Origin of the sequence: Tengunoibacter tsumagoiensis (assembly GCF_003967535.1) — a bacterium.
Taxonomy (GTDB): Bacteria; Chloroflexota; Ktedonobacteria; order Ktedonobacterales; family Ktedonobacteraceae; genus Tengunoibacter; species Tengunoibacter tsumagoiensis.
Genome location: NZ_BIFR01000001.1, coordinates 2,862,443 through 2,888,374, shown reverse-complemented (window position 1 = coordinate 2,888,374; position 25,932 = coordinate 2,862,443). Strand labels below are relative to the sequence as shown.

Annotated in this window: 26 protein-coding genes and 3 pseudogenes; 19 read left to right on the top strand and 10 right to left on the bottom strand. The window is 49.5% G+C overall.

The window, feature by feature from the left end; genetic code table 11:
• Positions 1-30 precede the first annotated feature (30 nt).
• Positions 31-372 (top strand): annotated as a pseudogene (locus EL628_RS30515) (RNA-guided endonuclease TnpB family protein); the annotation flags it as partial.
• 53 nt (positions 373-425) lie between these two features.
• Here EL628_RS30515 and EL628_RS11385 read toward each other — a convergent pair.
• From EL628_RS11385 to EL628_RS11365, 5 genes and pseudogenes are all read right to left on the bottom strand, one after another.
• A pseudogene (locus tag EL628_RS11385) lies at positions 426-1,112 on the bottom strand (MFS transporter); the annotation flags it as partial.
• Positions 1,105-2,484, bottom strand: a complete 1,380-nt coding sequence (locus EL628_RS11380) for an NAD(P)-binding domain-containing protein (RefSeq protein ID WP_126580064.1) — start codon at positions 2,482-2,484, stop codon at positions 1,105-1,107. The pseudogene EL628_RS11385 and the gene EL628_RS11380, both read right to left, overlap by 8 nt.
• Positions 2,485-2,523: 39 nt before the next feature.
• Positions 2,524-3,051, bottom strand: coding sequence for an arsinothricin resistance N-acetyltransferase ArsN1 family A (locus tag EL628_RS11375; RefSeq protein WP_126580063.1), 528 nt, complete (start codon positions 3,049-3,051; stop codon positions 2,524-2,526).
• On the bottom strand, positions 3,036-3,524 hold the full coding sequence (locus EL628_RS11370) for a MarR family winged helix-turn-helix transcriptional regulator (RefSeq protein ID WP_126580062.1): 489 nt from the start codon (positions 3,522-3,524) through the stop codon (positions 3,036-3,038). Before EL628_RS11370 ends, EL628_RS11375 begins: the two co-directional genes overlap by 16 nt.
• Positions 3,525-3,673: 149 nt before the next feature.
• Positions 3,674-4,213 (bottom strand): annotated as a pseudogene (locus EL628_RS11365) (NAD(P)/FAD-dependent oxidoreductase); the annotation flags it as partial.
• On the opposite strand from EL628_RS11365, the gene EL628_RS30510 reads away from it, so the two are divergent.
• The 6 genes from EL628_RS30510 (at position 4,173) to EL628_RS11340 (ending at position 10,113) form a co-directional block, all read left to right on the top strand.
• Positions 4,173-4,322, top strand: coding sequence for a hypothetical protein (locus EL628_RS30510; RefSeq protein ID WP_245994059.1), 150 nt, complete (start codon positions 4,173-4,175; stop codon positions 4,320-4,322). The pseudogene EL628_RS11365 and the gene EL628_RS30510 sit on opposite strands and share 41 nt — an antisense overlap.
• 177 nt (positions 4,323-4,499) lie before the next feature.
• Positions 4,500-5,123 (top strand): HAD family hydrolase, encoded by a 624-nt coding sequence (locus EL628_RS11360; protein WP_126580061.1) that lies wholly within the window; start codon positions 4,500-4,502, stop codon positions 5,121-5,123.
• Positions 5,124-5,581: 458 nt separating this feature from the next.
• The gene (locus EL628_RS11355) at positions 5,582-6,823 is read left to right on the top strand and encodes a TolB family protein (RefSeq protein ID WP_126580060.1); all 1,242 of its coding nucleotides are present in this window, start codon (positions 5,582-5,584) and stop codon (positions 6,821-6,823) included.
• Positions 6,824-6,904: 81 nt separating this feature from the next.
• Positions 6,905-7,390: a dihydrofolate reductase family protein gene (locus tag EL628_RS11350; protein ID WP_245994058.1), complete on the top strand. Its 486-nt coding sequence runs from the start codon at positions 6,905-6,907 to the stop codon at positions 7,388-7,390.
• Between the two features lie 368 nt (positions 7,391-7,758).
• A complete protein-coding gene (locus EL628_RS11345) occupies positions 7,759-8,697 on the top strand; it encodes an NADP-dependent oxidoreductase (RefSeq protein WP_126580059.1) in 939 nt (312 codons plus the stop codon).
• A gap of 531 nt (positions 8,698-9,228) precedes the next feature.
• A complete protein-coding gene (locus EL628_RS11340) occupies positions 9,229-10,113 on the top strand; it encodes an alpha/beta hydrolase family protein (RefSeq protein WP_126580058.1) in 885 nt (294 codons plus the stop codon).
• A gap of 54 nt (positions 10,114-10,167) precedes the next feature.
• Here EL628_RS11340 and EL628_RS11335 read toward each other — a convergent pair whose 3' ends face one another.
• Positions 10,168-10,944: a hypothetical protein gene (locus EL628_RS11335; protein ID WP_126580057.1), complete on the bottom strand. Its 777-nt coding sequence runs from the start codon at positions 10,942-10,944 to the stop codon at positions 10,168-10,170.
• Between the two features lie 119 nt (positions 10,945-11,063).
• Between EL628_RS11335 and EL628_RS11330 the strand changes: the two genes are divergently transcribed.
• From EL628_RS11330 to EL628_RS11300, 8 genes are all read left to right on the top strand, one after another.
• Positions 11,064-11,633, top strand: a complete 570-nt coding sequence (locus EL628_RS11330) for a P-loop nucleotide/nucleoside kinase family protein (RefSeq protein WP_161975428.1) — start codon at positions 11,064-11,066, stop codon at positions 11,631-11,633.
• 117 nt (positions 11,634-11,750) lie between these two features.
• A complete protein-coding gene (locus EL628_RS11325) occupies positions 11,751-12,362 on the top strand; it encodes a hypothetical protein (RefSeq protein WP_126580055.1) in 612 nt (203 codons plus the stop codon).
• 331 nt (positions 12,363-12,693) lie between these two features.
• Entirely contained in the window at positions 12,694-12,834 is a 141-nt protein-coding gene (locus EL628_RS29805; RefSeq protein WP_161975427.1) for a hypothetical protein, read from the top strand.
• 90 nt (positions 12,835-12,924) lie between these two features.
• Positions 12,925-13,269: a hypothetical protein gene (locus EL628_RS11320; protein WP_126580054.1), complete on the top strand. Its 345-nt coding sequence runs from the start codon at positions 12,925-12,927 to the stop codon at positions 13,267-13,269.
• 150 nt (positions 13,270-13,419) lie between these two features.
• Entirely contained in the window at positions 13,420-14,712 is a 1,293-nt protein-coding gene (locus tag EL628_RS11315; protein WP_126580053.1) for a glycosyltransferase, read from the top strand.
• On the top strand, positions 14,690-14,875 hold the full coding sequence (locus EL628_RS11310; RefSeq protein WP_126580052.1) for a hypothetical protein: 186 nt from the start codon (positions 14,690-14,692) through the stop codon (positions 14,873-14,875). The genes EL628_RS11315 and EL628_RS11310 overlap by 23 nt, the downstream gene beginning before the upstream one ends.
• 234 nt (positions 14,876-15,109) lie before the next feature.
• Positions 15,110-15,874, top strand: a complete 765-nt coding sequence (locus tag EL628_RS11305; RefSeq protein ID WP_126580051.1) for a carbon-nitrogen hydrolase family protein — start codon at positions 15,110-15,112, stop codon at positions 15,872-15,874.
• A gap of 747 nt (positions 15,875-16,621) precedes the next feature.
• The gene (locus EL628_RS11300) at positions 16,622-17,881 is read left to right on the top strand and encodes an MFS transporter (protein WP_126580050.1); all 1,260 of its coding nucleotides are present in this window, start codon (positions 16,622-16,624) and stop codon (positions 17,879-17,881) included.
• Between the two features lie 43 nt (positions 17,882-17,924).
• Here the strand turns inward: EL628_RS11300 and EL628_RS11295 are convergent, their stop codons facing one another.
• From EL628_RS11295 to EL628_RS11280, 4 genes are all read right to left on the bottom strand, one after another.
• The gene (locus tag EL628_RS11295) at positions 17,925-18,260 is read right to left on the bottom strand and encodes an ABC transporter permease (protein ID WP_161975426.1); all 336 of its coding nucleotides are present in this window, start codon (positions 18,258-18,260) and stop codon (positions 17,925-17,927) included.
• A gap of 23 nt (positions 18,261-18,283) precedes the next feature.
• Entirely contained in the window at positions 18,284-20,857 is a 2,574-nt protein-coding gene (locus tag EL628_RS11290) for a winged helix-turn-helix domain-containing protein (protein ID WP_126580048.1), read from the bottom strand.
• Between the two features lie 343 nt (positions 20,858-21,200).
• Entirely contained in the window at positions 21,201-21,803 is a 603-nt protein-coding gene (locus tag EL628_RS11285) for a class I SAM-dependent methyltransferase (RefSeq protein WP_161975425.1), read from the bottom strand.
• Between the two features lie 79 nt (positions 21,804-21,882).
• On the bottom strand, positions 21,883-22,113 hold the full coding sequence (locus tag EL628_RS11280; protein WP_126580046.1) for a hypothetical protein: 231 nt from the start codon (positions 22,111-22,113) through the stop codon (positions 21,883-21,885).
• 146 nt (positions 22,114-22,259) lie between these two features.
• Between EL628_RS11280 and EL628_RS11275 the strand changes: the two genes are divergently transcribed.
• From EL628_RS11275 to EL628_RS11260, 4 genes are all read left to right on the top strand, one after another.
• Complete coding sequence (locus EL628_RS11275; RefSeq protein WP_126580045.1) at positions 22,260-22,973, top strand: hypothetical protein; 714 nt, start codon at positions 22,260-22,262, stop codon at positions 22,971-22,973.
• Between the two features lie 270 nt (positions 22,974-23,243).
• On the top strand, positions 23,244-23,918 hold the full coding sequence (locus EL628_RS11270) for a nucleotidyltransferase family protein (protein WP_126580044.1): 675 nt from the start codon (positions 23,244-23,246) through the stop codon (positions 23,916-23,918).
• Between the two features lie 493 nt (positions 23,919-24,411).
• Positions 24,412-25,245 (top strand): AraC family transcriptional regulator, encoded by an 834-nt coding sequence (locus EL628_RS11265; RefSeq protein WP_126580043.1) that lies wholly within the window; start codon positions 24,412-24,414, stop codon positions 25,243-25,245.
• A gap of 97 nt (positions 25,246-25,342) precedes the next feature.
• Positions 25,343-25,927, top strand: coding sequence for a dihydrofolate reductase family protein (locus tag EL628_RS11260; RefSeq protein WP_126580042.1), 585 nt, complete (start codon positions 25,343-25,345; stop codon positions 25,925-25,927).
• Positions 25,928-25,932 lie beyond the last annotated feature (5 nt).

The window sequence follows — 25,932 nt, the reverse complement described above, 5'->3', positions numbered from 1 at the left end:
TCTTGCGAAACAAAAGGAAGAGGAGAAGTGATGGGGAAGGCGACCAAAACGATCAAACAGGCATTGTGCTATCAACCGCAGCATGCGCTCTGGTTTAAAGCTCACCATGCCCTATTCAACCGGGTGGCCGCCTTCTACTTTGATGTGATCAACTCCCATGTGAAACTTCTTGATCTGCCGACAAAAGAAGCACTCACCGCTCTGGAGAAATGTACTCATCGCACCGCTGATAATCCTGATCCCATCATGCCACTCTCCGAGATTGAGCCCAACATTCCCGCCATGTTTCGACGCGCTGCCATTAACACCGCGCTGGGTTCCGCTCGCTCTTTCTTTTCGCATCTCGCCAGATGGAAAGCTAAAAAGGCGAAAAAGGCCTGGCGAGCTGGTACTCCTTCTCCATAAAGCAAGGAGTGCGTTTGCTGCTCATGTTCCCTTTGTGGCTCTTTTCTGGGAGGCGCTCGGCGCAAGAGCAATCCATGCAGAGGCACGGAAATAACAAGATGAAGTCCCCCAAAGAGGAATAGCATGCTTCGCCAGCCCATGATCGGCAGCAAGGCTCCTGCCAGGGGAAAGAAGATGGGTGACGCCAGACCACCCAGAAAGGTGAGAACCGCAAAAGCCTTCCCTCGTCCCTGCCCAAACCAGATGGTAATCACTGTAAAGGTCACTGGATAGAGAAACAGCGCCATGGCAACGCCCATCCCGCCCACCCACAGCAGCGCGAATTGCCAGGCGGCATGTGCAGATGCCAATCCAAAGAGGGTCAGCCCACCGAGCAAAGACCCTAGTGTCATGAGCAAGCGCGCTCCATAGCGATCCACTAGGTAGCCAACAGGGACGCCAAGTAACCCTGCGAGAAGCAAGCTCACTGAGTAGACAATGGAGACACTGGCACGGTTCCAGTGGAAGGTGTCACTTACAGGAATCACAAGTGTGCCAAAAAGGTATTGCGTCGTCCCATATGAAAGAATCGTAGTCAGACCAAGCACACTCACAAGAACCCAGCCATAGGAAGCATGCCTGGGAGAGAAAAGCCTCTTCTCTCGTCTGGAGTTGTCTGAGAAAGGCTGCAGGGAAGAGGCTTTTCTCTTCCCTGCAGTGTTACTCATCACCACAGTTTCCTTGTGCAATCACCTGGAGACTTTTGCCAGAGAATTGTCTCACTCCTACCGTCAAAGGAAATTCAGTCGATGGGGTCGCGCAGCAGGACCCACCGCCATCCACTGAGCAGACACCTGTCTCAGGCAGTTCCAGTTCAACCTGGCGCGCGCTTTCCCAATCACCAGTGAGAGCCGCGACAATCGAGCGCACTTGTTCATACCCTGTAAGCATCAAGAAGGTTGGCGCACGACCATAGCTCTTCATACCCACAATATAGAAGTTGGCTTCTGGATGGGTCAGTTCATCCACGCCATGGGGCGGGACCGTCCCGCAGCTATGCACATTAGGGTCAATCAAGGGAGCCAGGACCGCCGGACTCTCCACCGCCGGATCAAGGGCGAGACGCAACTCATTAACAAGTGAGAGATCGGGACGGAAGCCGGTTGTCGCAATGATCTCATCAACTGGGGGCAGCTCTTCTTCGTAACCCGCGAGGGCAATCCCTTGCTCGGTCTTATATAGTTTCTGAATCTGAACGTTCGTCACCAGGCCGAGCTGGCCGCTCTCTACCAGGCGGCGGATGCGTGCGCCAAGCTGCCCCCGTTCGGCGAGGGCATCAGTCTCTCCGCCCCCGTAGAGCTGACCCGCCTCCTTGCGCCGAATCGCCCAGAACACCTGGGTGGTCGGTTCCTCCTTAGCAAGGGTTTCGAGTTCAAGCAAGGCGTTGAAAGCCGAGTGTCCACTACCGACCACCAGCACCCGGCGCCCGGCATAGCGTGCGCGATCCTTGCCCAGAACATCAGGAATCCCATAGAAGATAGAGTGTTGCAGAGCCCGTTCGCCCAACGCTGGCATCCCATGTGCCCCCAATGTATTCGGCAGCTCATAGGTGCCCGAGGCATCAATGACAGCTTTGGCCAGCACATCTTCCTCTTCACCATGAGCATGCTGCACACGTAGCACAAAAGGGGCCTGCTCACGACCTGGGGTTTTCATCTTGTCGTATCCCAGACGCGCGACGGCCAGGACACGCGTCTTGAGGTGAAGGTGGGATGCGAGTGCAGGAACCTGAGAGAGGGGTTCGAGGTATCCCTCGACCAGTTCGCGCCCGGTGGGGTAGCCCTCCGCATCAGGTGCCTGCCAGCCAGTCTCCTCTAACAGTGAGACCGCCTGCGTATCGAGCATATAACGCCAGGGCGAGAACAAGCGAACGTGTCCCCAACGCAACACTGAAGCCCCGACCGTCTCACCTGTCTCAAAAAGAAGAGGAGTTTCCCCGCGACGCAGAAGATGTGCCGCAGCAGCCAGTCCAACAGGTCCCGCACCGATAATAGCAACCGGCAGCGATGCGGATAGTTCAGATGTCATCGAATGACTCATAGTATGTCTCCTTCTAAAGAAGTCTATACGTTTTGTTTGCTATAGAGTATGACGAGATGACTGGTCAAAGGATGCAGTGGCAAGATTGCTGGGAAGAAGATATTCGACGATCACCACATCGCGCCAGATCCCATCAAGTTGTCCATGTTTTTCATAGATGCCCACTTCGCGAAATCCCAATGAACGCAACAGGCCGCGACTGGCCTCGTTCTCCACAAACACGCGCGAGAGCAGTTTCCAGAATCCCGCAGCGGCGCTCTCCTGAAGGAGCTGTGTCATCGCCAGGCGTCCTGCACCTTTACCACGCCAATCCCGGCGAACATACACTGAGAACTCCGCGATCCCGGCATAGCAGGGACGCGCACGATACGAGGAGGTGGAGGCATAGGCGATAACCTCCTGCTCCTGCTCTACCACCACAATAGGATGTATGTCATCAAACCAGGATGCCACCATGGCCTCGGTGCGCAACTGTGTCTCAAATGTTCCTACCCGGTCCTCGATCCCCTGATTGTAAATGATTGCAATGCCTGCGGCATCAGCAACCGTAGCTACTCGCACCCGCATGCTGCCCCTCCCTGATCCGCATTCTCCGTTGTCTCCACTTCAGTGGTCAGTGTCTGCAAGGCCTGCTGGAGCAATTCGAGGGAGGAACGGACCATCTCATGTTGCGCTGCGGGAATATGCTCAAATGTTTGTTCTGCCAGATCGTTCAGCGTGCCGCTCAATTCAGCCAGACGCTCCTGTCCGGCGGGAGATAAGGACAATTGAACCGTTCGTCGATCCCGTGTACTGGGAACTTTCTCCACCAGTCCTTCCTGAACCAGTTGCTCAACGGCGCGACTGGTCCAGCCTTTATCCAGGCCAACCCGGCGACTGAGCTCTGCCAGTGTCACTGGCCCGCTGCGCCCGAGTTCCGTAAGCACGGTACACTGCGTAGAGGTCGTTCCTCTACAATAAGCCACACAATGACGCTGCAACTGCACATGCAGACGCGCCACCTCGCGCAACAAAGCACCTGTCGAGACATGAGATCCCATCGTATTCCTCCTATCTTTTTCGTTGCTGACCGCAACGAATGATACGAGCAGTATACATCCTCGCCATTCCGTTGTCAATAGCAACGTTGTGTAATACAACGAATGAATGATGACTTCTGCGAGGGCTCGTTCTATGGCTCTCAGATACCCTAGCGGACACTCCCTGCGGTCTCTTGTTCCGGCTCACGCTTCTCAATCTGGTGTTGCTCTAACCATCGTCTCGCATCCATCGCGGCGCGAGCACCATCTGCCGCTGCAGTAATCGCCTGGCGGTAGTACGGATCAGCGACATCTCCAGCGGCAAAGACGCCCGCAATTGAGGTCATCGTCCGCTCCACGGGCAGAATATAGCCTTCGTCGTCGAGTTGCACTTCACCCCGAAACAGGTCCGTATTTGGATGATGTCCAATAGCGAGAAACACACCCTGAACGGGTAACTGAGAGAGGGCACCCGTTCGCGTGTTGCGTATGCAAATGCCCTCTACAGCATCGTCCCCAAGAACATCCACCACGTCGTTTTCCAAGACGAAACGAATACTGGGATGTTGCTGCACTTTTTCCACCAGGATCGGGCTAGCACGAAACGTTGAGCGGCGGTGAACGATAGTTACCTGCCTGGCATAACGCGTCAAAAACAGTGCCTCTTCCATGGCGGTATCTCCTCCACCTACCACCACAACGTTTTTCTCGCGAAAGAAGAAGCCGTCACAGGTAGCGCAGACCGATACACCGCGCCCAAGGAGGCGCTGCTCGTTGGGGCGGGCACTGGCTCCTGGCTCCTGGCTCCTGTGGCAATGATCACTGCAAGTGCATCATACTCATCGGTATCTGTTTGGATGACAAAAGCACGAGAGCGAAATCGGTCTCACGCCTCATCCTTGAAAAAATAGTAAAAGAGATATTACTATATCCACAACAGATATATCAAATACGGATATAATTATGCTTTCATAAGATAAGGAGATGAGATAGACAATGTCAATTCAAGCTGTGGTTTTTGATATTGGGGGCGTGTTGGAAATAGACGTCATTGAAACTATGGAAATAGATCTCAATAAACGGTGGGAGCAGCGCCTGGGTCTACAGGCTGGAGAGTTAGATACACGCATGGAACCGATATGGCACGCTGGCTCCCTTGGAGAATGCACCGAAGAGGATGTGCACCAGGAGATGGAGAAACGCCTGGGCATGACACAGGAACAGGTCTCAGAGTATATGCACGAGATGTGGGACTGGTACTGTGGACGTTTAAATGAGCCCATGGCTGATCTTTTTCGCAGTTTGCGCCCTCGCTACAAGACGGCTATCCTCAGCAATAGTTTTGTCGGAGCCAGGCGCGAAGAACAGCAACGCTACCATTTTGACGAAATGTGCGACCTGATCATTTATACCCATGAGGAAGGCATCGCCAAGCCCGATCCTCGCATCTTTGAATTGGCCTGCAAGCGCCTCAACGTCCAACCTACACACATGTTGTTTGTGGACGATAGCCAGAAGAACATCGACGCGGCCCATGCCCTGGGCATCCACGCCATCCTCTGCCGCGAGACCGAGCAAACCATAGCTGATATCCAGGCATGCTTGCTGGCCCACTCCTGACCAGAGCCTGCATTGACAAATAAGAAACTGCAGATGTGATAAAAAAGGTGCTTTTTCTATTGGAAAGAGCACCTCTCTTGTGCTGTAGACCAACTGTGTAGATGCTGTCGCTGTGAAACTGGCTGGCAAACTGGCATAGTTGTGGTGTCGCAGGAACGCAATCAGCCGCCCTGCTGAAACATTCACAGATAAATTGCAACTCACCAATGTGCAGAAATCCTCATTTCGCCCCAAAGACACCCTCATGCCCCTCCAATTATTGGCATCGCTGCCGCAAGGGGACTGCCTGCATCTTCTTGCATTTCCTGGGTACAAAGACGTTCACCCCTCCTTTGCCACTGTGACATAACCCATATTTCTACAGTGATCCATGCCCTACCACATCATCATTATCTCTTCTATACTTACAGCAAGTGATTGTTTATAGCAAATTCTCTTAAAAAGGGTGGTATATTCCTATGAAATTTCCGCCGAACCGAAATCTCAATATTATGGCTTTTAGTATGATTACCTGTCTGTTTTTCTTCTTCACAGCTTGTGCTCAACAACCAAGCGAAGGTGGGTCAGGCATCTCTGGTTTGCCAACCAGCGTCGCCACTCCACAGACAAACTGTCCGGCGGAACATGTTGCGCGAGCAGCAATTATGCCGGAGCTCGCGGCTGGAAAAAAACAAAATCTCGTTTATGTCTATAACCATGGGTTTACTGCCAGTACCTTGCGGCGCTATGAGCCAGCGACGAAAAGCAAGACCGACATCCTCTCGGTTCCCAATGGTAGCATCTATGATGCAATTGTCTCACCCGATGGAGCATGGGTGCTCTTCTCGATCCAGATGGATGGCCAATCGGGATCACAGATACAACTGGTGCGTATAGATGGACTCTATCGGCAGACCCTCTCCTGCATACAGTTTATCCCTGGGCAGCTGCAGTTCTCGCCCGATCAAAAGATGATCGCCTTCACCGGAGAGGGGGCAGGGGCAGGCATCTATAGCCTTAATATTGCAACCGGCGGCCCAATCGTTACCACCTTTGGATACCTGCATATCGTCGATTGGGCGGACAACACTCATGTCTATGCGGCATCCATTCCACATCAATCAGTGAAGCCGCCAACGCTCATGCTGGTTGATATCACTCAGGCCAACAAAACGACGGATATGGACAAGCCAGACACAGCGTGCATTCAATACGCATTTAGCCTTGATAAAAAGCAGTTGTTCCGCGTAACCTGTACATTAAATGATGCCAACGAGATCACAGGACCCAGTACCATCAGCGTAAAACCGGTCAACGGCGGAAGTTTTCATACCATTTATACTGTTGCAGACGGGTCAATCGGAAAAATTCATGCTATAGCAGATAAAACACTCTTATTGTACGGAAAGGCTCTTTTCGGACGCCACAATGAGACAAATGCTGGCTTCTGGAAGATTGATACTGATGGGCGCAATCCAACATTGTTGCTTGACACTGGTGCGGCACAACAACCGGATTTTGACGGGATTGCGCAGTGGTCAATTGTCTCTCGCGATGGCACGCATTTTGCCGGAACAGTACTTGATGCCGATGGAGTGACAACAAAAATCTTTGTACAACTGCTTAGTTCCGATCACTCAACCCTTGACGCATCTATTGAAATCGCCAGTGTAGCGAGCAGCGCAGGAGACATATCAATTGCAGGTTGGACAACAGTCTAGTTAATCTCTTCTCTCACCCTGCCCACTTGCAAGGCCATGATCACCCTGGTGATCTGGCCGTTTATGACTGGGAAGCTATCAGTGTTAAATGATGATATCCTTTTTGAAAACGAGCCATCTGGACGCACTGGAACGCGTGCGCCACATGTCTGGTTAAACCACAATGGAAAACAGATTTCCATCCTCGATCTCTATGGGAACAGGTTTGTCTTGCTGGCTGGACCAAGTGGACAGTGCTGGCTCGTCGCATCAACCACACTCGTCTCGCCGCTCCCATGGATGAACTCTACATTGCTAAAGGGCGACGCCGCAGAGACGGTGGCCAGGCTCAAGCAAGAGGCAGGCACGGATCTGGTCATCATGGGCAGTGGAGCGTTGGTCCAGTCACTCATGCAGGCAAACCTTGTCGATACGTACGTGCTGCTCATCCACCCGCTGGTGCTGGGATCGGGACGCCACCTCTTCCCGGAAGGCGAGGCAACAACCACATTCCAGCTTGTCGGCACCAGAACGACGAGCGCGGGCGTCGTAATCGCAACCTACCAGTTGGCCCAGGAAAACCGCTAAAGGTGCGGCTCCTTGCAGAAAAAGGAGCAAGTTTTGCAGATCAGATGTGCCGTCGGAGAAAAAAAGAAACCTCTTCAGTGATGTTGCCCTTTCAACAAAAATACGACAAAGGGCATGCTTATCATCTTTCGACGAGTTAGTCAGTCATTTCTATCTCGATGCAGCAACAAGAGATTAATAAAAAATATTCAGAGATGGAATAATTCCCTTCATCTAAAATCCAACCAGTTCGTTTGTGAATAAAGGGAGGGGAGTGAAGGATAATGAAAAACCTGGAATAGTATGCTGTGGACTTCTGTTCCTGATAGTAGACCATTGCAGATAATCCTGCACAGTAAAGGCTGAAGAGAGAATAGGAGACAAAGACGATGGCACAAAAATGGATTGCACCCGATTTCGGCGGACCAGATGTCCTGCGCCTGGTTGAAGTAGAGGTACCGGCACCCAAACAGGGTGAGGTCACTATTGCGGTGCGGGCCGCAGGGATGAACCCTGTCGACTATAAGCGCTTCGCATCTGGTACCGATCGCAGCATCCTCCCTTTATCAGTCGGCTTCGAGGTGGCTGGCGTCATCAGCGCACTCGGGCCTGACACCGAGATCGCTTCGGGCGGCGGTGCAATCGGAGATGAGGTACTGGCCTTCCGCATACAAGGGGGTTATGCCTCTGCCATTACGGTACCAGCCAGGGATGTGTTCGCCAAACCGAAAAACGTGGATTTCGCCCAGGCGGCCAACCTGCTGCTCGCTGGTGCGACGGCTGCTCATATGCTCGCGGTAGCAGGTGTAACCAAGGGTGACACCATCGTCCTGCATGGAGCCTCTGGAGCGGTGGGGGTCAGCGTCCTACAACAGGCCCACATCAACGGCGTACGTGTCGTCGGGACGGCAAGCGAGAAAAATTTTGAGACCATCGCCCGCTTTGGCGGCATACCAGTAGCATATGGTCCTGGCCTGCTCGATCGTATCCGTCAGGCAGCTCCAGACGGCGTGGTTGCAGCGCTAGATGCCGTTGGGACCGATGAGGCCATCGACACATCACTGGCGCTCGTCGAGGATCGCGCACGCATCGTGAGTATCGCTGCCTTTGGACGTGCCCAGAAGGATGGCTACCAGATCCTTGGTGGCATGAAGCCTGAAGGTATACAGTTCCGCGACAAGATCCGCTCTCACCTGATTGAACTTGCAGGTCAAGGAAAACTCGTCGTTCCTATCGCACAAACATTTCCCTTCACCCAGGCCAAAAACGCGCTCGAACTCCTCGCCAGTCAGCATCCTGGAGGCAAGCTGGCCCTCATTGTAGAGTAAGAGAAGCAACGATATGACACTTGCCAGGATTACTCATGCAAAAGACGCGTCTTTCGCATGAGTGATCGTGGGATCACGTCCTGCTTTGGATGACGGCGAACAAGTGCTTGATGAAGGACGCGTTCTATCAGTTTCTCACCACAATTGCTCGCCATTGACTACCCCACCACCCTTCTCTTGTTAGGATAGAGGTAATATCCGTCACCCATTTCGTATCTGTTTCTGAAGCAGTAATTTCCAGGTATATGTCAGCTTCTGGGACTCTATCAAATCCGGGGCGGATTCATCTTATATAGAGAAAACTTATGAGCTAGACTTGTCAAACAAGAATGGATGAGTGTATGCTTTCTTTGAGCGTATCTTTAAAAAAAGCATAGTGAGAAGAAATGACTCCACAAGAATTTCTACATAAATAGGAACAAAAAATGAACACTCATCACTTTGAAGATGTTGCTCCACTGATTGCAGAGCAGGCAGTGTATTGGTTTAATGAAGGTGCTCATTTGAGAGAGATGCGAGGGAAAAAGCAAAATGACAAATATCCCTTACCCTATTGTCAGTGTCCAAACACGTGATGGTTTACGCCTGCATGGCCTCCTTACTGAACCAACAAAGCCTACTGACACGATTGATATTCACATTCATGGAGCTGGAGGCAATTTCTACGGCAATAGCTATTTCCCAGGATTAACACATCGCCTTGTCAATGCAGGCATCGCCTTTCTTTCCACGAACAATCGGGGAGCTGGTGTTTACGAACTCGAAAAAGGCACCATTGGTCATGGTGTGGCGCTCGAAAAGTTCGCTGATTGCGTGTTAGATATTGATGCATGGATCGAGTTTGCCTTTAAGAGAGGATACAAAAACATTGTTCTTGAGGGTCACAGCTATGGTACGGAAAAAATTGTCTACTACATGAATAAAGGCCAGTACAAAGATCATGTGAAAGGGGTGATTCTGCTTGGCTTCTCTGATAACGTGGGAGCGCAAATGAAGTATGAGCAGTCTATTGGGAAAACCTATCTGCAAGAAGCGCACAATCTCGTAAGCCAGGGGAAAAATGAACAGCTTCTCAGTGACCCCTACGGACTGTGTGGAGAGCTCCCAATCAGCGCCCAGACCTACCTTCATTGCTTTACTAACGACTCAGCGAATGCTCTCGCTTTGCCACTGAGGCACGGAAAAAATCTCACCCTTTTTCAACAGATTCGTGTTCCTCTATTGGGTGTGATCGGCGATCAAGAAGAGAGTGAGTACACAGTGATACCCATCACAGATGCTGTTGCACTCCTCAAAAAGGAGAACAACCTGGCAGAAGTGTACCAAATTGAGAACAGCAATCACGTGTTCAGTGGCAAAGAAGACGAAGTCATAGCACTCATTGCCGATTTTATGCAACGTAAAATAGGAACATAGTGCACTACAGTGATGTTCAAGCACTATTAAAATCATAAGAACATAACAATGTCCTCAAACACATAAGTTGTACTCCAGCCACCAGAGGCGTGCCTGCTCAAAAAAAGCGATCCCTGCTTCAATAACATGGATGGCATCTTCAATGGAGGTTGCCTGCGGATAATAGCGATGCAATGCCTGATAAAAAGTGGAAGCTGTTTGTGAGAGCTGGCTCTCCTGTCTCAAAAGAGCAATAGCTGCAGGCTTGGGAAGTCCCCAGATACGCAGGCCGTCCTGCTCTTGAATGGCCAGGAGTTGATACAGCGTTGGCCAGAGATCGGTACAAAGAAAGCGCACCTGCCGTTCGAGCTTACCTGAGCCATGTTCGAGAAGACCTCTGCAATAATGGGCAATATGTTCATCGATGCTTGCCAGCTTTTTGCGAGCTGACCGCTGTACATCTGCCTCGCTCGCTTCTGGTACAGGAAGGTGGCCAGTGAGCATATGGTAGGCTCCTGGAATGGGTCCAACATATTGGGAACGTGGTTGCGACGAAAGGGCATATCCCTGAATATACTGGAACGGGGATGGATCAATGTGTGACAAGTCACGTTGAATAGCACTACAGATTTCCAGCGGCAGCTGGCCATACCTCGTAAAGGCTTCAGATTGGAGATAGATCTGGAGATCAATATCACTACATCCAGGAATAAAGCCACCTTTAAACGCTGACCCATGAATGAGCAGACCAATGAGCCACTGTTCAGTATGGCGCAAATACACATTGGCAGCAGCCTCGACAATTGGCCTGGCCGCTGGCACGACGCAGGAGAGATCAAGTTCGCGCATCATGTTTCCTTTCAAAATAAAGGAAGAAGTATCAAAATAAATATTTGCTTCATTTCTCTTCTATATGCTATCATAACGGATAGAGAACCTTGAAAAATGATATGTCAGGAGCAATCTTCTTTATGTCTCTTCCTCACCTCATCATTGTCTCCGGCCCTTCAGGCGTGGGCAAAACGACGCTCGCCCAACGCCTGGGCAAGGATCTGCATCTCCCTGTTCTCCATCGCGATGGCATGATGGAAAAACTCTATGATGCTCTGGAGATGCAACCGGAGACCAGACATCCACTGCTCAATTCGGCCAGCTTTCAGCTCACCTACTATATGACAGGGATCCTCCTTGACGCTGGTCAATCGCTGATCCTTGAGGCCACACTTTCACGACCGGAACGCTCAACACCCGAGTTCCTTGCACTGAAGGCCCAACACGACTTTGTGCCATTGCAGATCGCCTGTGGTGGCGACGGCGACGTGATCATGCAACGCTTTCTGGCCCGCATCAAAGCCTCTGATCGGCATCCCTGCCATCGTGATAGCAGATTGGTCACCACAAAGCCAGAGGCCATCCTTCGTGGCTATCACCCAACTATGGACATTGGTGGCGACGTGATACCACTGGATATGACCGATCCAGCAGCATTAGATTATGAGGCATTGCTCTCCCGTGTACGAGCACACCTCAATCTGCTGTGATCAAAGCGGGTGCAACGAGAGTTATTTCCCTATTATCTTGCGCCCTTGTAGTTGGGAAGAGATGCCAATTCGGGATCTTCAAGCCTTATCCAAATAAAAAAGTAGATGGCAAAAAACATGATCGATGATATACTTGACCAAACTGAACAGAGACTAAAAATAGCACACACTATTCTCAGCGAACTTCAGCTTTTTGAACGTTGGCGAGCTTTTGGTACTCCAATCCTTGTTGGAGCCGTCGCATATGGATTAGCAATGGCCGCTGATATTGATATGGAAATTTATTGTGATGTACCACGTATTGAAGATGGATTTGCCATACTACGTGATTGCGCAATGCATCCAAACGTAAGGAAGGCTCGGTTTGGCAATTATCTCGATCAGCAGGATGAGGGGTTATATTGGAGGCTCGTCTATCGCACTGCTGATGAAATTGACTGGAAGATTGATATGTGGTCGTTACGTCGCGATCACCCGGGCCCTTGTGCAGCACAGTTAGTAGAACCACTTCGACAGGCACTTACTCCCGAGACACGGAGAGCAATCCTGGAACTAAAAGCATTGATGCAAAATGGCTCCATTCCACACCATCCCTCTATTGACATTTATCGTGCAGTTATTGATGGTGGAGTTCGCACCAGCGCTGAGTTGGAGACCTGGCTTGAATTACACCCTCGTCCTTTTCTTACGTTTTGGAAACCTGGCTTGAACAATGTAAGTAGTGTCTAGTAGCCAGATTCTTCATCGGAGTATGATAGTAAACGAGAAGGTAAAGTGAAGCCAGGAAACCTATTTTCCTCATTTGACCGTCGGCAGGCTGAGCAACGCAACTGCTTTTATAGAGGCTCTGAGACAAGTACAGACTATGACCATCGCGTCCAGGACGCAAGCCTGCGAGATCAGCGCCTACCGTATCAACCCAGATGGAAACAGACAGATAGAGTGTCAGGTCATCCTTTCATGAATGATGATAAAATGCTTGCTTTCCTGATTATCAATCAGGTAAAATGATATATTACGGTAATACTATATCAGAACGAAGGGAAATGGATTTTGAGAGATGAATGGGCGCTATGAAGCAATCATTTTTGGTTTATTTGGAACATTAGTTGATATATTCTCAATGAATGCACATGATGCAGTGGTCAGTACAATGGCCGATATTTTACAAATTCCGCTTTCTGACTTTTCAGCACTATAGGGAGAAGGGATTTAAATACTATTGAACCATCTTGATTGCGTTTATTGAAATATATGACGTCAGTTCCCTTAAAAAGAAAGGAATGTTCGTATGTATACCTTCTCACAGGAAGCTCTAGAGCGTCCTTTACGCACCATGCAGGCAGCCAAATTAATACAGGCTCAGGCTCAAACAATTTCACATGCGACTGCTGCGGCCAATGATAACGAACTCATTGTGGCGGTGATCCAACCAGATCTGACCTTTGGGGGCGTATGGACACTCGCGCGTGAACGTTTTGTTCATCAGGCCTTACTGGTAGAAGACGAGCAAGGCTGGTCATTGACCTTCTCACCTCATACATCAGTCTCAGATATTCTTGATCGCTGTCATACACTTTCTGAGTTGGCCAGACGACGCTATGAATTATTACGACGACGTGCTCAACGCCAATAATTGCTCTCTTGTTTTGCCAGTAACGGAGTGTTGTTGCTGGCAATTTTCATGCTTTCTGCCTTCTCAAACACTTCGCCACCAACGATTTGTGCCTATGCGTTTTGGCATATAAAGAAAAAGCAGCATTGATACAACTGTGAGGATCTTTCTATGAACATAACGATCATTGCGATTGGTTCGCGTGGTGACATTGCACCCTATATTGCTTTGAGCCAGGGACTGATCAATGCAGGACATACGATCTGCCTGGCGACCCATCAAGCCTACGCCGAACTGGTACGCAGCTATCACATTCCCTTTTTCCCTCTTGATGATGACGCCAAAGATCTTTTTCAGGAAGAGGGCGGAGAACAGTTGCTTGCCAAAGGCATCAATCCCTATCGCTTTGCTCAACACGTCGCACACCGAATTGCACATTTTACGCCACAGTACATGCAACGCGCCCAAGAAGCGTGCCGCGAATCCGATACTGTCATTGTGGCCTTAGCAAGCCTGCTGATAGGTTCTACTATCGCCGAGAAATATCAGAAACGTTTGATTATTACCATACTTCAGCCTATGTTACTCTCAACGGCAGCACTTCCAGAACCTACCTCTCCCTGGCTCCCTCAAAAGCCCCCACTCCTTGGAAAGACCATGAACCTCTTCTCGCATATGATGGCGCAATACTACACAGGATGGTTGTTCTTGCCTGCAGCCAATGCAGCTCGCAAAAAACTCTACAGTCTTCCTCCTTTGCCTCGTTCTTTCTATGCGACATTACCGAACCTTACTCCTCTTCTGCTCTGCGCATATAGCCCTCTGCTTGTCCCCAAACCAACTGACTGGAGCGAGACTATTCACATTACGGGATTCTGGATGACAAAGCATCCAGAATCATGGCAACCGGACAACGAGCTCATTGATTTTCTGAGCACAGGTCCGGCTCCTATCTACATCGGCTTCGGGAGTATGAGTCCCTATCATCCGCTGCAGACTATTGAGATGGTCGAAGAGACACTGACGCAGATCGGACAGAGAGGGATTCTCCTGGTAGACAAATATATCTATAAGACACAAAAGCGGTCGGATCGTCTTTACCTGATCAATGACGTTGCCCATGACTGGCTTTTTCCACGTATGCAAGCTATTGTGCATCATGGAGGTGCTGGAACAACTGCGGCCAGTCTCTCTGCGGGCGTGCCAACGATTGTCATTCCCCACATCTCCGATCAGTGGTTCTGGGGAGAGCGAGTTGTTCAGCTTGGTGCTGGCCCACAACCAATAAGTCGTAAGCACCTCACATCCCAAAAATTAGCAGAACACCTTCATAGTGTGCTTCATAATCAGAAAATGAGGCAAAAAGCCAGGGAGATTGGGAATCGATTACAAAACGAAGATGGCGTTGATCAAGCGGTCAAAGCAATAAATGCTCTTGAGAATGACAAAAGTCAAACATTGTAGCTTGTTCTTTGTGTTTGAGCCGCGTGAGATCCGTAGCATCTCGTTTACCCGTGGACGTCTGATCTGGAATGATGATATATTTGATGAGAGGCTTGCTGTTCCGCAGCCTCTACAGCCGCGTGCTCATCCTATTGAAGGGACCACTGAATGGCACCTGGGCTAAGCGCTGACAAATCTGTATGTCGGTCTTGGCCGGGTGCGTAGAGGAGAGAAATTGATTGGTACGCGCTTCATCCAGAGCTATGCCGTATACTGGCGTCTGTGCCTTCCCGGGGAAAAGTTATCCTAACGTCAATCTGTGCTGCTTGAATTTCCTCGGTCGTAAGGTCACTGAGATCTATCTTGGAGTGAAAAGCAGAAATCAACACGTTTTCCTACGTTGTGAAAGGCAGTACTTATGCAGAAACCGAGTGTAGAGCCATTGAAGATCGGCATTGGTCAGATACCTATCGTCATGGGCAATAAACGGGAGAATATACAGACCATTACCAACATCATCATCTCCGCCGGTCAACAACACTGTGACCTGATCATTTTGCCCGAATGTTCCCTGACCGGCTGGCTCTCTGAGGCCGCCCGGCGCGATGCCGAACCCGTGCCAGGTCCCTTTAGCGACACACTGGGACAGTTTGCCAGGCAATATCATATGGCGATCGTTGTGGGACTGGAGGAGCGCGAGGGTCAGAACATCTACAACACCGCTTTGCTCATTGACCGGCAGGGAAACATCGTGAGCAAGCATCGTAAGATCAACGAACTGGATATCGCGCTTCAACTCTATACCAGGGGTGAAGCATTGAAGGTGGTTGATTTCGAGGGCCGCAAAGTAGCGCTCGATATTTGCGCCGACAGCTGGACGCCACACCTGACCGAAAGCTTGTACTTGATGGGCGCGCAGATTATCTTCTCGCCCTGTGCCTGGGCATGTGAGCCCGGACAAGAAGCGAAGAACGCGGCCTGGATCAGTCAGCAATATCAGGCGCGGACGACCGCTAAAGCGCTGTATATTGTCTCCGCCAATAGTATTGGCGCGGTAACGGAAGGCGTATGGCAGGGGCGTATCTTGCACGGTGAGAGCCAGGTCTTTGGTCCAGACGGAGAAAAGATGCTGCATGGTCCGGTTAACGAAGCCGGGCTGCTGCTCGTTCACCTGCCAGCATAGTATCCGCGCGTCAGTTTTTCTGTGGCTATGCCTGGTCGCCCATATACATGCGAAAATGAAAGGAGCACGTTTTTTTCGTGGTGACATGGGGAGAAGTAAGGAGCAGGGAAACGGGACGGAAAGCGCGTGAAGAGAGGACAGAGGCCGATGGAGGAAGGAGAAGGAGAAGGGAATAAGATTCTTCCCAGGCTACTTGAAATATGACTAAAAAGGGAGATCGAATGTAGCCGCTATTTCTGCTCCTAGCGTCGTCTTCCCGCTACCAGGGCCTCCCAGAATTTTGATTTTGAGCATAGAGTATCCCTTCTTTGGTTCTGTCCTTCCCTAGACCATGCCACACAAGTGCTTTTGGAATGGATGCAGAAATGCTAAATCACTTCTATAATGCCGTGAAAAGTACTATATGTTTCTGTCGCATCATGGGGATAGTATACTGCCTCAATCATGTACACTAGCATGATTTAGCGCTGGTTCGAACCTATCAGCTAGTAGAGCTGATACTTGACAGCCCGCATGTTCTTCTCATATAGTAGATTATATCAGATATAATCTTTTCAAGGAGCATATGTGAATAGATCACTAAGATAGCATCTTCTGGTTTTTGCTGGCCAGGAAAAAGTGTCAGCATAGGCTCGCTCACGCATCCTCTCCGGGTTGCGTTCTTTTGTGTGCCCGCGCTCCTCCAGACTGCATCCCATCAAACATTCTCTGTTGCTGAAGCACTTTGTTTGGAAGGAGTCTTTCATTATGGATCACCAACCATATTCTCGAAAAAAACGAGGGTTCAAATTTCCTGCGCTCTGGCAGAATGTCCCTTTCCTTCTGTTGTGGAGCGGACAAATGATCTCCACACTGGGAACCGGTCTCTCGGAACTGGCACTCCCCATTCTCATCTTATTGCTGACGGGGTCGCCCGCACTGGCAGGGCTTCTCTTTGCAGTTCGCCAACTACCCTATCTCCTTTTCAGTCTGCCTGCTGGCGTGCTGGTGGATCAATGGGATCGTAAAAAGACAATGGTATGCTGTGATCTTTTTCGCTGGTTTGCCTTAGGCTCAATCCCTCTCACCTTTGCGATACACCATATGACGCTTGTTCAACTCTACCTGGTCGCGTTCGTTGAGGGCACTGCCTATGTCCTCTTCAGCCTTGCACAGATCTCTGCATTACCACAAGTGGTAAAACCAGCACAATTAGCGCAAGCCTATGCTCTTGAGACCACCACTGAATACACGGCAACTCTGCTAGGCCCCACTTTGAGTGCTTTTTTGATGGGTCTGGCTTCAACGATACAGGCAGGGGCCATTCTAGCGTATCTCATTGATAGTATCACCTACCTGATTTCAGCCTGTTCACTCGCAGCTATCCAGATCCCACTTCAAGTGGCACGTCCCACCAATGATGAGCCGCGTCGACTCATGTCAGAGATACTGACTGGTTTCCGCTTCCTCTGGGAACAAAGAGAATTGAGGGCAATGGCACTCCTGACCACTGTCATCAATTTTTTGACGAGTGCGGTCAGTCTGGTCTTCATCGTTCTGGCACAAAACCAGTTGCATCTCACACTTCAATGGATTGGCGTGCTGCTCAGTGTCGGAGGCCTTGGAGGTATCTTTGGCAGTATTCTCGCTCCCTGGCTGCACACACACCTGCGTTGTGGGCAGATCCTCCTGTACTCAACAATCATCTGGATTGGCGCTTTCCTCCTTGTCGCGTTGAGCCCCTGGTTTTCCCTTCTCCTCATTGGGAGATTTTTGATCAGTTTCACCTACCCTCTCTATGCCGTCGCCATTGTTTCCCATCGTCTACTGTTAACACCTGTCAATAGACAGGGCCGCGTGAACAGTGCTTTTCGCAGTTTGAGCTATGGCAGCGAACCATTAGGAGCGGCTCTTGGGGGACTGCTGGTAGGAATACTCGGCCCACGAGACGTCTTCTGGCTTATTACGCTTGGCTTTTTCGGCTGTCTAATTATGCTATGGAGAACAGGCTTGCAAAAAATCTCATAGGCGAGAGAGATTGAAGAGTGCCACACAGTATAGAAATAACACATTATCTGACAGCACGACTGACAAAACCTCTCACACCCAGGACAAGAAACAGTGCAATAGTGACCAGAAGGCCCAGGATCACCCATTGAAAATCGAGTACTGGCACTGATCCTGGCAACCCTGTTGGTATCATGATTCCACGCATCCCCTCCGCAGCATAGGTAAGAGGATTAAAGAGAGTAACAATTTGGAACCAGCGGATTGAGGCAAGACCTCCCCAAGAAAAGAAGGCACTCCCCAGGAAAATTAACGGGAGGAGAATGGTTGCATTCATCACCCCTATCTGCTCTGGCTTAACCGCTGTCCCAAGAGTCAGACCAAAGCTCGCCCCAGACAAAGCTGAAAGGATCATCATCCCAATTAAAACAAAGCAATCTCCTGGTTGGAGAAACCGTAAGCAATCAGTTGTAGTATTTCAAGTTCACGAGTGCTAAGAAGATGATGAGAGGATGGTGCTACAACTGGAATAAGCTGTGCAGTTTTTTGCTTCTCACCTACTAGTAGCGAGAATATAGACTGCACATAGTGACGAGAACACTTCGCAGCTTTCAAATACCCCTGGTTCTGAGCCAGGAGCAACTGACTTACAAGATGGACCATAGGCGTACCTGTCTCCAGAAAAGTACGGCAATAACGTTCTGGCTCTGCTAGAGCAAAAGCACGTGCGAGGATAGTCAGAGCCTGACTCTGTTTTGCAAGGGCATGTAGAGCTCTTGCTTGCAACAGCAGCACAGTCAACAGGGGACCATAAAATTGGTTTGCCTCTGCATACTGGCGTAAAGGGTCAAGCATCCTCAGAGCAGCATGGAAATTATGCTCAGCCAGTCGTAAGCGCGCTGCAGAGCAAAGAGCAAAGAGCGAAAAGGGGTCGAGAGGAGGCGACGTTGCTGGCAGACAAAAACGTTCCCATTTTCTCGCAGCAGATATATTATTCTGCAACAAATACATACGAATAATTGTATCAGCGAGTAAATAGAGTAAAAAAGAGGAATGTTTTTGAGCTTGCAACAAGCCTTCAATCTCTTGCACCGTTTTCTCGGTTGCTGTAGTTTCTCCGCGCGCTTGATAGAGCTGAGCCAAAGCGAGATAGCTGGATAGCAGCGTTGCCTGGTTGCCCGACTGTTGGCTCTGTCTGATCCCACATTGGATATGTTCATCTGCTTCTACCAGATCATTCCATTCTAACAAGATACCAGCAAGTCCTATATGTGCAGGGCTGGCATCCAAGAAAGCTGTATCTACTTGAGCGGTTTGCAGGGCTTTTGTGTACGTATTAGCAGATTGATGCAGTTTACCTTGAGCCTGTTCCAATGTGGCTAACTGGCAGGTAGCAACAAGAGCGCCATAGTAATTATTCGCCTTTAGGCCGATCTGACTAGCTTCTGTAAAAGCTTTTTTTCCAGCAATGTGATCGCCATGAAAAACGTTCAGAAGGCCCTGCTGAAGCGATGGAACGCCATGGAGCCAGGAAGGACTTTGATCTGTATGAGCAGCCTGTTCGAACTTCTGAGCGGTGTCCCCACGCAACGTTGTGATCATCATACGAATTGTTATGATATCATACGATACCTCTGGCTGGACTGCCATATCACTCACCAGATCGAGACAGCGCTCAGCAGCCTCGACTTGACCAATAGTCAATAAAGCCCAGCACTGACAAACGAGCAGCTGTGGATATTTTTTTGCATGGCTCGGCGGTAGCTGTTCTACCAAACGCAACAATGTTGTTAATTCATGGCGTTCAAGCAAACTATCAGCAATACTCACGAGCAGATCGGTTGCCTGATCAAAATCGCGCCAGATTAAAGCTAATTCGATCGCGTCCAGACGCATATCATGTTGAACATACCAGGCAATAGCACGCGTAAGAAGGATAGGTATGAAATCCGGTTTTTTTTGTTTGAGATACCAACGTAAGAAGTCGCTAAATAAGTGGTGATAACGATACCAGCAATGGGTTGTATCAAGAGAGAACAGAAAAAGATTAGCTCGTTCAAGTCTTACTAACATTGTTTCGCTATCATGTCGCTCGGTTATCGCATCACAGAGTGAGCTAGTCATATGCTGCGGTACAGATGTGTAGAGCAAGAAGAACTGGGTCTCTTCTGGTTGCTGATAAAAAACTTCTGTAAGCAAGTAGTCAGCTACAGAGTAATGGGTACCTTTGAAAGCAGCAAAAAAATGAGACTTATGAGAAAGAGAGCGCAAGAAGATTGAGACGAGCCGCAGCCCAGCAGCCCACCCTTCAGTCTTTTCCTCTAACAGCGCAATTTCTGTATTATCAAGTTTACATTCAGGAGTGAGATGAAAGAAGGCATTTATCTCATCATTTCTGAAGCGTAAGTCGGGAGAATGGATCTCTAATAGCTGTGCACGCGCACGTAGACGGGCTAAAGGTAATGAGAAGGATATTCTTCCGGCGAGGTAGATATGGACATGTGCAGGCAGATGATCTATCAATAAAGACATATTTGCTTGAATAACCGGATTATCAATCACCTGGTAGTCATCCATGATGATAACAATGGTCGCTGCTCTTGCGGCAAGAGAATTGATAAGAACGGCAATAACCAACTCCAACTCAGCCAGCGTAGGAGATGATGAAAAAGATGGTATGTCGATATGTAAATCTGGAAAGGTTTTTTTTAAAGCAGCAAGAAGATAATTCCAGAAGCGAACAGGATCATTATCGCCAGTATCTAATGTAATCCATGCCACAGAAGAAATAGAACGACTTGCTAGCCAGGAACTCAACAAAGTAGTCTTGCCAGCGCCAGCCAGGCCAGAAATAAGTGTAAGCCGACGAGAAAGCCCTTCATCCAAAAGAGCAAAAAGCCGCTCACGCTTGACAAGACGATCCTGAACAAATGGAATGCTGTATTTCGTTAAAAGCAAAGTAGTTTGCGAAGTATTATTATGAATAATTTCTGTCATCTACCCTATATCTTTTATCAGCAGCTCATAAGTCTCATCACTATCAAATAACATTTTGCCAGATCATTAAATATTTGTCAATCATATTCCTTTCTTCTCTGTTACAGATCAGTGATTCGGATCATCTGGAGATAACTGCACACTCATTCATTGCGTCAGAAATCGTTGCTTTCAGTGTTTCAGCATTTTCAAGCTGACTGTCCAATGCTTTTTGCAGGAAGCATCGGCTTCCACATTTTTCAGAATCGTTGTGTGGATCACCCCCTGTTCCTGATGAATCAAGTTGCTTCGAAATTGCCACAACAGAGGAGAGGGTTTGAACGTGAGTATTGCGAGAAGCAGTTCAATTTGTCGATTTCGAATCAATGAGGCGCCTCTCTTTAGCGGCTATGATGTGGTAGACATGCCAATGCTTTGGAGTCCCGCTAGCTATTCTTCCATCGGCATCAATCTCTTCAAATTCGATAATCTGCAAGCCATCTAGCTCAGAAAGGGCCTGCTCACGAGTGAAAAAGGTAAAATTATTCTCATGAGTATTCCACTCATCATGAATGCCAAAGAACTGGCCAACAAAGATGCCACCAGGCTTCAGTGACGCCTTGAGTCTGGTAAAAACTGCGGAGAACTGCTCTCTTGCCATAAAAGGGAGAGCAAAATGGGCATTGATCAGATTATACGTTGCGAACGTGAAATCTTCAAATGCTGATTGCACGAGATGGAGATGTTCATTGGAGAACGAAGACAGTTCAGCAAGAGCAGTTGTCTCGCGATCAACGGCCGTGACCTCAAATCCCTGGGAAAGCAGATATCGTGTATCACGACCTGCTCCACATCCTAAATCTAAAGCATCACCTGTCTGTCCAAGGAGTGAGACGGCCCTGATGATCCCTTCAGAGGGGGGCCTCTCCCTGGTAAGTTCATAAAACTGATCCCACGTTTCTCTCATCTTTTTTTCACCTTTCATTCAAAGGAACAATCTTTATTTTGCAAGAATCTTACTATTTGTTACATCGTCGACTATACCTTCAAAGCAATTCACTCGTCTCAGTACTCTTCAGCTCATCAAGTGCCAGGAATACAACCAGTCGATTGGTACGCTCTCCTTCCTGAGCTACCTCTTCAAAAGCGCTGATATCCAACCCGCTCCAACGACTGGCAAAATCCTCGCACGCTTCATCAGCTCTATACTGATCAAATGACCAGAACGCCCTGGCAATAAAGTATAAAGGAGTTAAGTACACGTCCGTCCCACTCATGCTAATAGAATCTTTCTTTCTTATTATTAACGTTTAGAAGGCATATATAGTCCCTACTAAAAATCAAGATCTGGAGCAGCTTGACAGCCAATTCGAACGGATGCAATAATTGCACCACGAAAAGCACTTTTTTTAAGGATAAAAGCATGCTCAACGGCTCTACTCCCTTAGAACGCTACGGATACAATTTGACCCAACTTGTGAAAGTCGAAGCATCAGCTCCTCTTACTAGCCACGGGGCCGTGATACACCATGTCTTTGAGGTTCTCCAGCGAAGAACGAAAAATTCCCCAGTGCTCCTGACTTCCGATGAAACGGGGCGTTGGGCAATCGTAGCAGAAGTCATTCGTCGCATGGTAAAGGGAGACGCGCCTTTGCCTTTCTGTTCTCAGCAGGTAATCGGGTTGAATTACGAGGCACTCTTCACAGATCTATCTGATGATACAGCGATCCGACAAGAACGGATAGAACAGGTATATGCCCCTCTGAGAGAAAAGCTCGCCCGTTCAAAACCGGACTCTGATGAAGAAAGAACATTATTGGACGCGTTATTTCTCTGGCCTCCCCTGGAAGAGTGGATTGCACCAACGATGGCCCTTGAGCGGCTTCAGACGATGTTCATCACGATGCATCAGGCATCAGGCTCTTTCATGCTCTACGTCGATCATCTTCACCGCCTCGTCGGCGGCGAACCGGACACCTATCCAATTGATGCGAGTACTCTTTTGAAACCGGTCCTGGCACGCGGCCAGATCCAGTTAATCGGGGCCTGTACACTCGAACAATATCGCCAGTATATTGAGAAGAATGCCTCCCTCCAACGCCGCTTCCAGGCAATTTGCGTGCCAGCCGTCGAATGATAATCTCTAACGAAGTGATTGAGCAAAACTCAGAGACTGAAAAAGCGAAAATCAGGCTCTTTCGCGCAAACGATGCTGCTCGTTTGCTGAAATGGTGAGAAAAAGAGATTTTTGATCAGATATACGCCGTCTTTTTTGAATGAATCTCTTTTTTTAAAATAAAATTCACAACTATGGCAGAAGGTGTCAAGAATAGAATAATATATCTTGACAAGGGAAAGAGTATTGAAACAACTCCTGGCCAAAGGAAAAGAGGAGAATGGTAACATCATGAAAACATTGTGTAAGACACAAGGCATGCAAACTTCTTTCATCATCTCTGACCTGGACCCAATCTACAACGACGCTGTGCAAGAACTCTTCTTTATGCCTCATGAAGATGGCTTCGCCAAGACATTCCCGGCCAATACTCCCCATCTGGATATCTTCTACCAACATTTCACGCAGGTGCTCGAAGAACTCATCTTGCAAACAGCTCGCATCCATCCTGTTCCTTGGGAACAAGCACTTCTGGCATTTATACAGAAAGTTGAGCAACAGGATATTCAATGGTATCTCGCAGGAAGTGCCGCATTAGCTGTGCGAGGACTCGACGTGGCTCCGCGCGATCTGGATCTGATTACTGATGATGGAGGCGCTCATGCTCTGGGAAACCTTTTGTTCGATACGCTCATTCAGCCGGTCGAAGACTCGCACGGTTGGATCAGTAACTGGTTTGGGAGAGCCTTCTTCCATACGCGAATCGAATGGATTGGAGGAGTCCGTGAAGACGTTGATGAGCATGGGATAACCGAATATGGACCTACAGCTGCTAGTCGCTTGGAAACCATCAACTGGCAGGGATATGATATCCTGGTTCCTCCTCTTGACATCCAATTGGAGGTAAATAGACGACGGGGATTGGATGAACGGGTGAGAATGATCACACAGGGCATGATCTCCTGAGAGTGTTCGTATTGAATGTTGATAGAGACACACTCGAACGACGGCTCGCCACCCGTTCGAATAACGACTGGGGTGCGAGTCAGGCCGAACGCGAACTCATCTTCAAGCTGCATGCCACACAAGAAGACGTACCTGCAAGAGGGATAAGGATAGATGCTACTGCACCAATTCAAGAAGTGGTCGATGAAATACTTCGCCTGGTTAAACGCAATTAATGGCCCCAATCGTGGTCTCCTGCATTTAAAGGAGGTTATTTATTGAGCAAAGGTGCTTAAAATGCCTCTCCTTTGCATTTAGCACAGGATGATCTTCCTCCACTGTGATTCGCTCCTTAACAGAGAAGGGGCGATATCGAAGATCTTTTCCTTCTTGGGTTCAGATACTCGTAAGATTGCCCCCCTCTCTTGCCGTTACCAGCTTTACAGGCCAGTAAAAGAAGAGTAGAGAAAGAGCCATCGGATAACACGTCGTTTCATGAAATGAAGGAAGGTAGATGCACTCGATCCACTTTACTGTTCTCCCGCCTCCAGCCATCCTCAAAAACGAGGTAGAGTGCGTCAGGATCGCTGAGCATCGTGGCAAGGAAGCCGTGACCATTCAGGTCTCTCCCACAGGTGCGCCAGGAATGGTCTTTCATCATCACAACGGGCACGCTGCTCTTGAACACATCGTCACCCATTCGGGACGCAGCTTTTGCCCACCGCCTCTCTTTCTCTCTGGACCCGTCATTGAGCCCAGCGTCATGACCTACAAGCAGACAGCTTTTACCACAGTGCAGGTGATTTTCAAGCCCTGCGCCCTCAAAACCCTTTTTGGGATTAACGCCTCGCACCTTGCTCCCGGCTGGATGGGTCCACAGGAGTGCGGGGCTCTTGATTTGACCAGTCAACTGATGGAAGCCCGGAGCAGGCAAGAACAGATGACGCTTCTCACCACCTTCCTGCTATCTCGGCTCAAGCAAGAGAAACCACGAGATATGCTCATAGAAGAAAGCCTCCATTTGATTCACGCGCATATGGGTTCTCTGCATGTCAGGGACTTGCTGAACACGTTCCATCTCTCTGAACGCCAGTTTGAAAGGCGCTTCACCCAGGCGGTGGGCCTGACCCCCCAGGCGTATCTTCGGGTCAAGCGCTTTAATGCAGCGATCCACCTCATCAAAACCAGGCGCTTTGCCCGACTGACCGATGTGGCCGCCGCTCTGAACTTCACTGATCAGTCTCATTTGATTCGCGACATCAAAGCCTTTTCTGGCCTGACGCCCACACGCCTTGCCGGGCAGGTCGATGACTTCTATCATGAGCAAACAGGCTATGCTTTTGTTTGAACATGCCGGTTTTTTACAAGTCATCGAGGAATGAGCAGGATATACTCCAACCCATGAGAGAAACCCCATCGTTTCCCGACTGAAGGAGGAAATATTCATGCGCAAGCTTATTGTCTTCACAAATCTGAGCCTCGATGGAGTCATGCAGGCCCCAGGACGACCAGATGAGGATCGCCGGGGCGGCTTTGAGTATGGTGGCTGGGCAACCCCCTATGCCGCGATGGCGCAGGCTGGGGAAAGCATGCCCGCCATCGGCGCCCTGCTACTGGGCCGGCGAACCTATGAGGACTTCTACGCCGTCTGGCCCAAACAGAAGGAGAGCCCCTTCTCGGCAATGCTCGACAATATGCCGAAGTACGTCGCATCAACCACACTCGTCTCGCCGCTCCCATGGATGAACTCCACATTGCTAAAGGGCGACGCCGCAGAGACGGTGGCCAGGCTCAAGCAAGAGGTAGGCACGGATCTGGTCATCATGGGCAGTGGAGCGTTGGTCCAGTCACTCATGCAGGCAAACCTTGTCGATACGTACGTGCTGCTCATCCACCCACTGGTGCTGGGATCGGGACGCCGCCTCTTCCCGGAAGGTGGGGCAACAACCACATTCCAGCTTGTCGGCACCAGAACGACGAACGCGGGCGTCGTGATCGCAACCTACCAGTTGCCCCAGGAAAATCGCTAAAGGTG

What these genes read in the sequence shown, in the direction of transcription:
- EL628_RS11380 (WP_126580064.1), bottom strand. Translation starts at nt 2,484, where the DNA reads ATGAGTCATTCGATGACATCTGAACTATCCGCATCGCTGCCGGTTGCT.
- EL628_RS11375 (WP_126580063.1), bottom strand. Translation starts at nt 3,051, where the DNA reads ATGCGGGTGCGAGTAGCTACGGTTGCTGATGCCGCAGGCATTGCAATC.
- EL628_RS11370 (WP_126580062.1), bottom strand. Translation starts at nt 3,524, where the DNA reads ATGGGATCTCATGTCTCGACAGGTGCTTTGTTGCGCGAGGTGGCGCGT.
- EL628_RS30510 (WP_245994059.1), top strand. Translation starts at nt 4,173, where the DNA reads ATGGCGGTATCTCCTCCACCTACCACCACAACGTTTTTCTCGCGAAAG.
- EL628_RS11360 (WP_126580061.1), top strand. Translation starts at nt 4,500, where the DNA reads ATGTCAATTCAAGCTGTGGTTTTTGATATTGGGGGCGTGTTGGAAATA.
- EL628_RS11355 (WP_126580060.1), top strand. Translation starts at nt 5,582, where the DNA reads ATGAAATTTCCGCCGAACCGAAATCTCAATATTATGGCTTTTAGTATG.
- EL628_RS11345 (WP_126580059.1), top strand. Translation starts at nt 7,759, where the DNA reads ATGGCACAAAAATGGATTGCACCCGATTTCGGCGGACCAGATGTCCTG.
- EL628_RS11340 (WP_126580058.1), top strand. Translation starts at nt 9,229, where the DNA reads ATGACAAATATCCCTTACCCTATTGTCAGTGTCCAAACACGTGATGGT.
- EL628_RS11335 (WP_126580057.1), bottom strand. Translation starts at nt 10,944, where the DNA reads ATGATGCGCGAACTTGATCTCTCCTGCGTCGTGCCAGCGGCCAGGCCA.
- EL628_RS11330 (WP_161975428.1), top strand. Translation starts at nt 11,064, where the DNA reads ATGTCTCTTCCTCACCTCATCATTGTCTCCGGCCCTTCAGGCGTGGGC.
- EL628_RS11325 (WP_126580055.1), top strand. Translation starts at nt 11,751, where the DNA reads ATGATCGATGATATACTTGACCAAACTGAACAGAGACTAAAAATAGCA.
- EL628_RS29805 (WP_161975427.1), top strand. Translation starts at nt 12,694, where the DNA reads ATGAATGGGCGCTATGAAGCAATCATTTTTGGTTTATTTGGAACATTA.
- EL628_RS11320 (WP_126580054.1), top strand. Translation starts at nt 12,925, where the DNA reads ATGTATACCTTCTCACAGGAAGCTCTAGAGCGTCCTTTACGCACCATG.
- EL628_RS11315 (WP_126580053.1), top strand. Translation starts at nt 13,420, where the DNA reads ATGAACATAACGATCATTGCGATTGGTTCGCGTGGTGACATTGCACCC.
- EL628_RS11310 (WP_126580052.1), top strand. Translation starts at nt 14,690, where the DNA reads ATGACAAAAGTCAAACATTGTAGCTTGTTCTTTGTGTTTGAGCCGCGT.
- EL628_RS11305 (WP_126580051.1), top strand. Translation starts at nt 15,110, where the DNA reads ATGCAGAAACCGAGTGTAGAGCCATTGAAGATCGGCATTGGTCAGATA.
- EL628_RS11300 (WP_126580050.1), top strand. Translation starts at nt 16,622, where the DNA reads ATGGATCACCAACCATATTCTCGAAAAAAACGAGGGTTCAAATTTCCT.
- EL628_RS11290 (WP_126580048.1), bottom strand. Translation starts at nt 20,857, where the DNA reads ATGACAGAAATTATTCATAATAATACTTCGCAAACTACTTTGCTTTTA.
- EL628_RS11285 (WP_161975425.1), bottom strand. Translation starts at nt 21,803, where the DNA reads ATGAGAGAAACGTGGGATCAGTTTTATGAACTTACCAGGGAGAGGCCC.
- EL628_RS11280 (WP_126580046.1), bottom strand. Translation starts at nt 22,113, where the DNA reads ATGAGTGGGACGGACGTGTACTTAACTCCTTTATACTTTATTGCCAGG.
- EL628_RS11275 (WP_126580045.1), top strand. Translation starts at nt 22,260, where the DNA reads ATGCTCAACGGCTCTACTCCCTTAGAACGCTACGGATACAATTTGACC.
- EL628_RS11270 (WP_126580044.1), top strand. Translation starts at nt 23,244, where the DNA reads ATGAAAACATTGTGTAAGACACAAGGCATGCAAACTTCTTTCATCATC.
- EL628_RS11265 (WP_126580043.1), top strand. Translation starts at nt 24,412, where the DNA reads ATGCACTCGATCCACTTTACTGTTCTCCCGCCTCCAGCCATCCTCAAA.
- EL628_RS11260 (WP_126580042.1), top strand. Translation starts at nt 25,343, where the DNA reads ATGCGCAAGCTTATTGTCTTCACAAATCTGAGCCTCGATGGAGTCATG.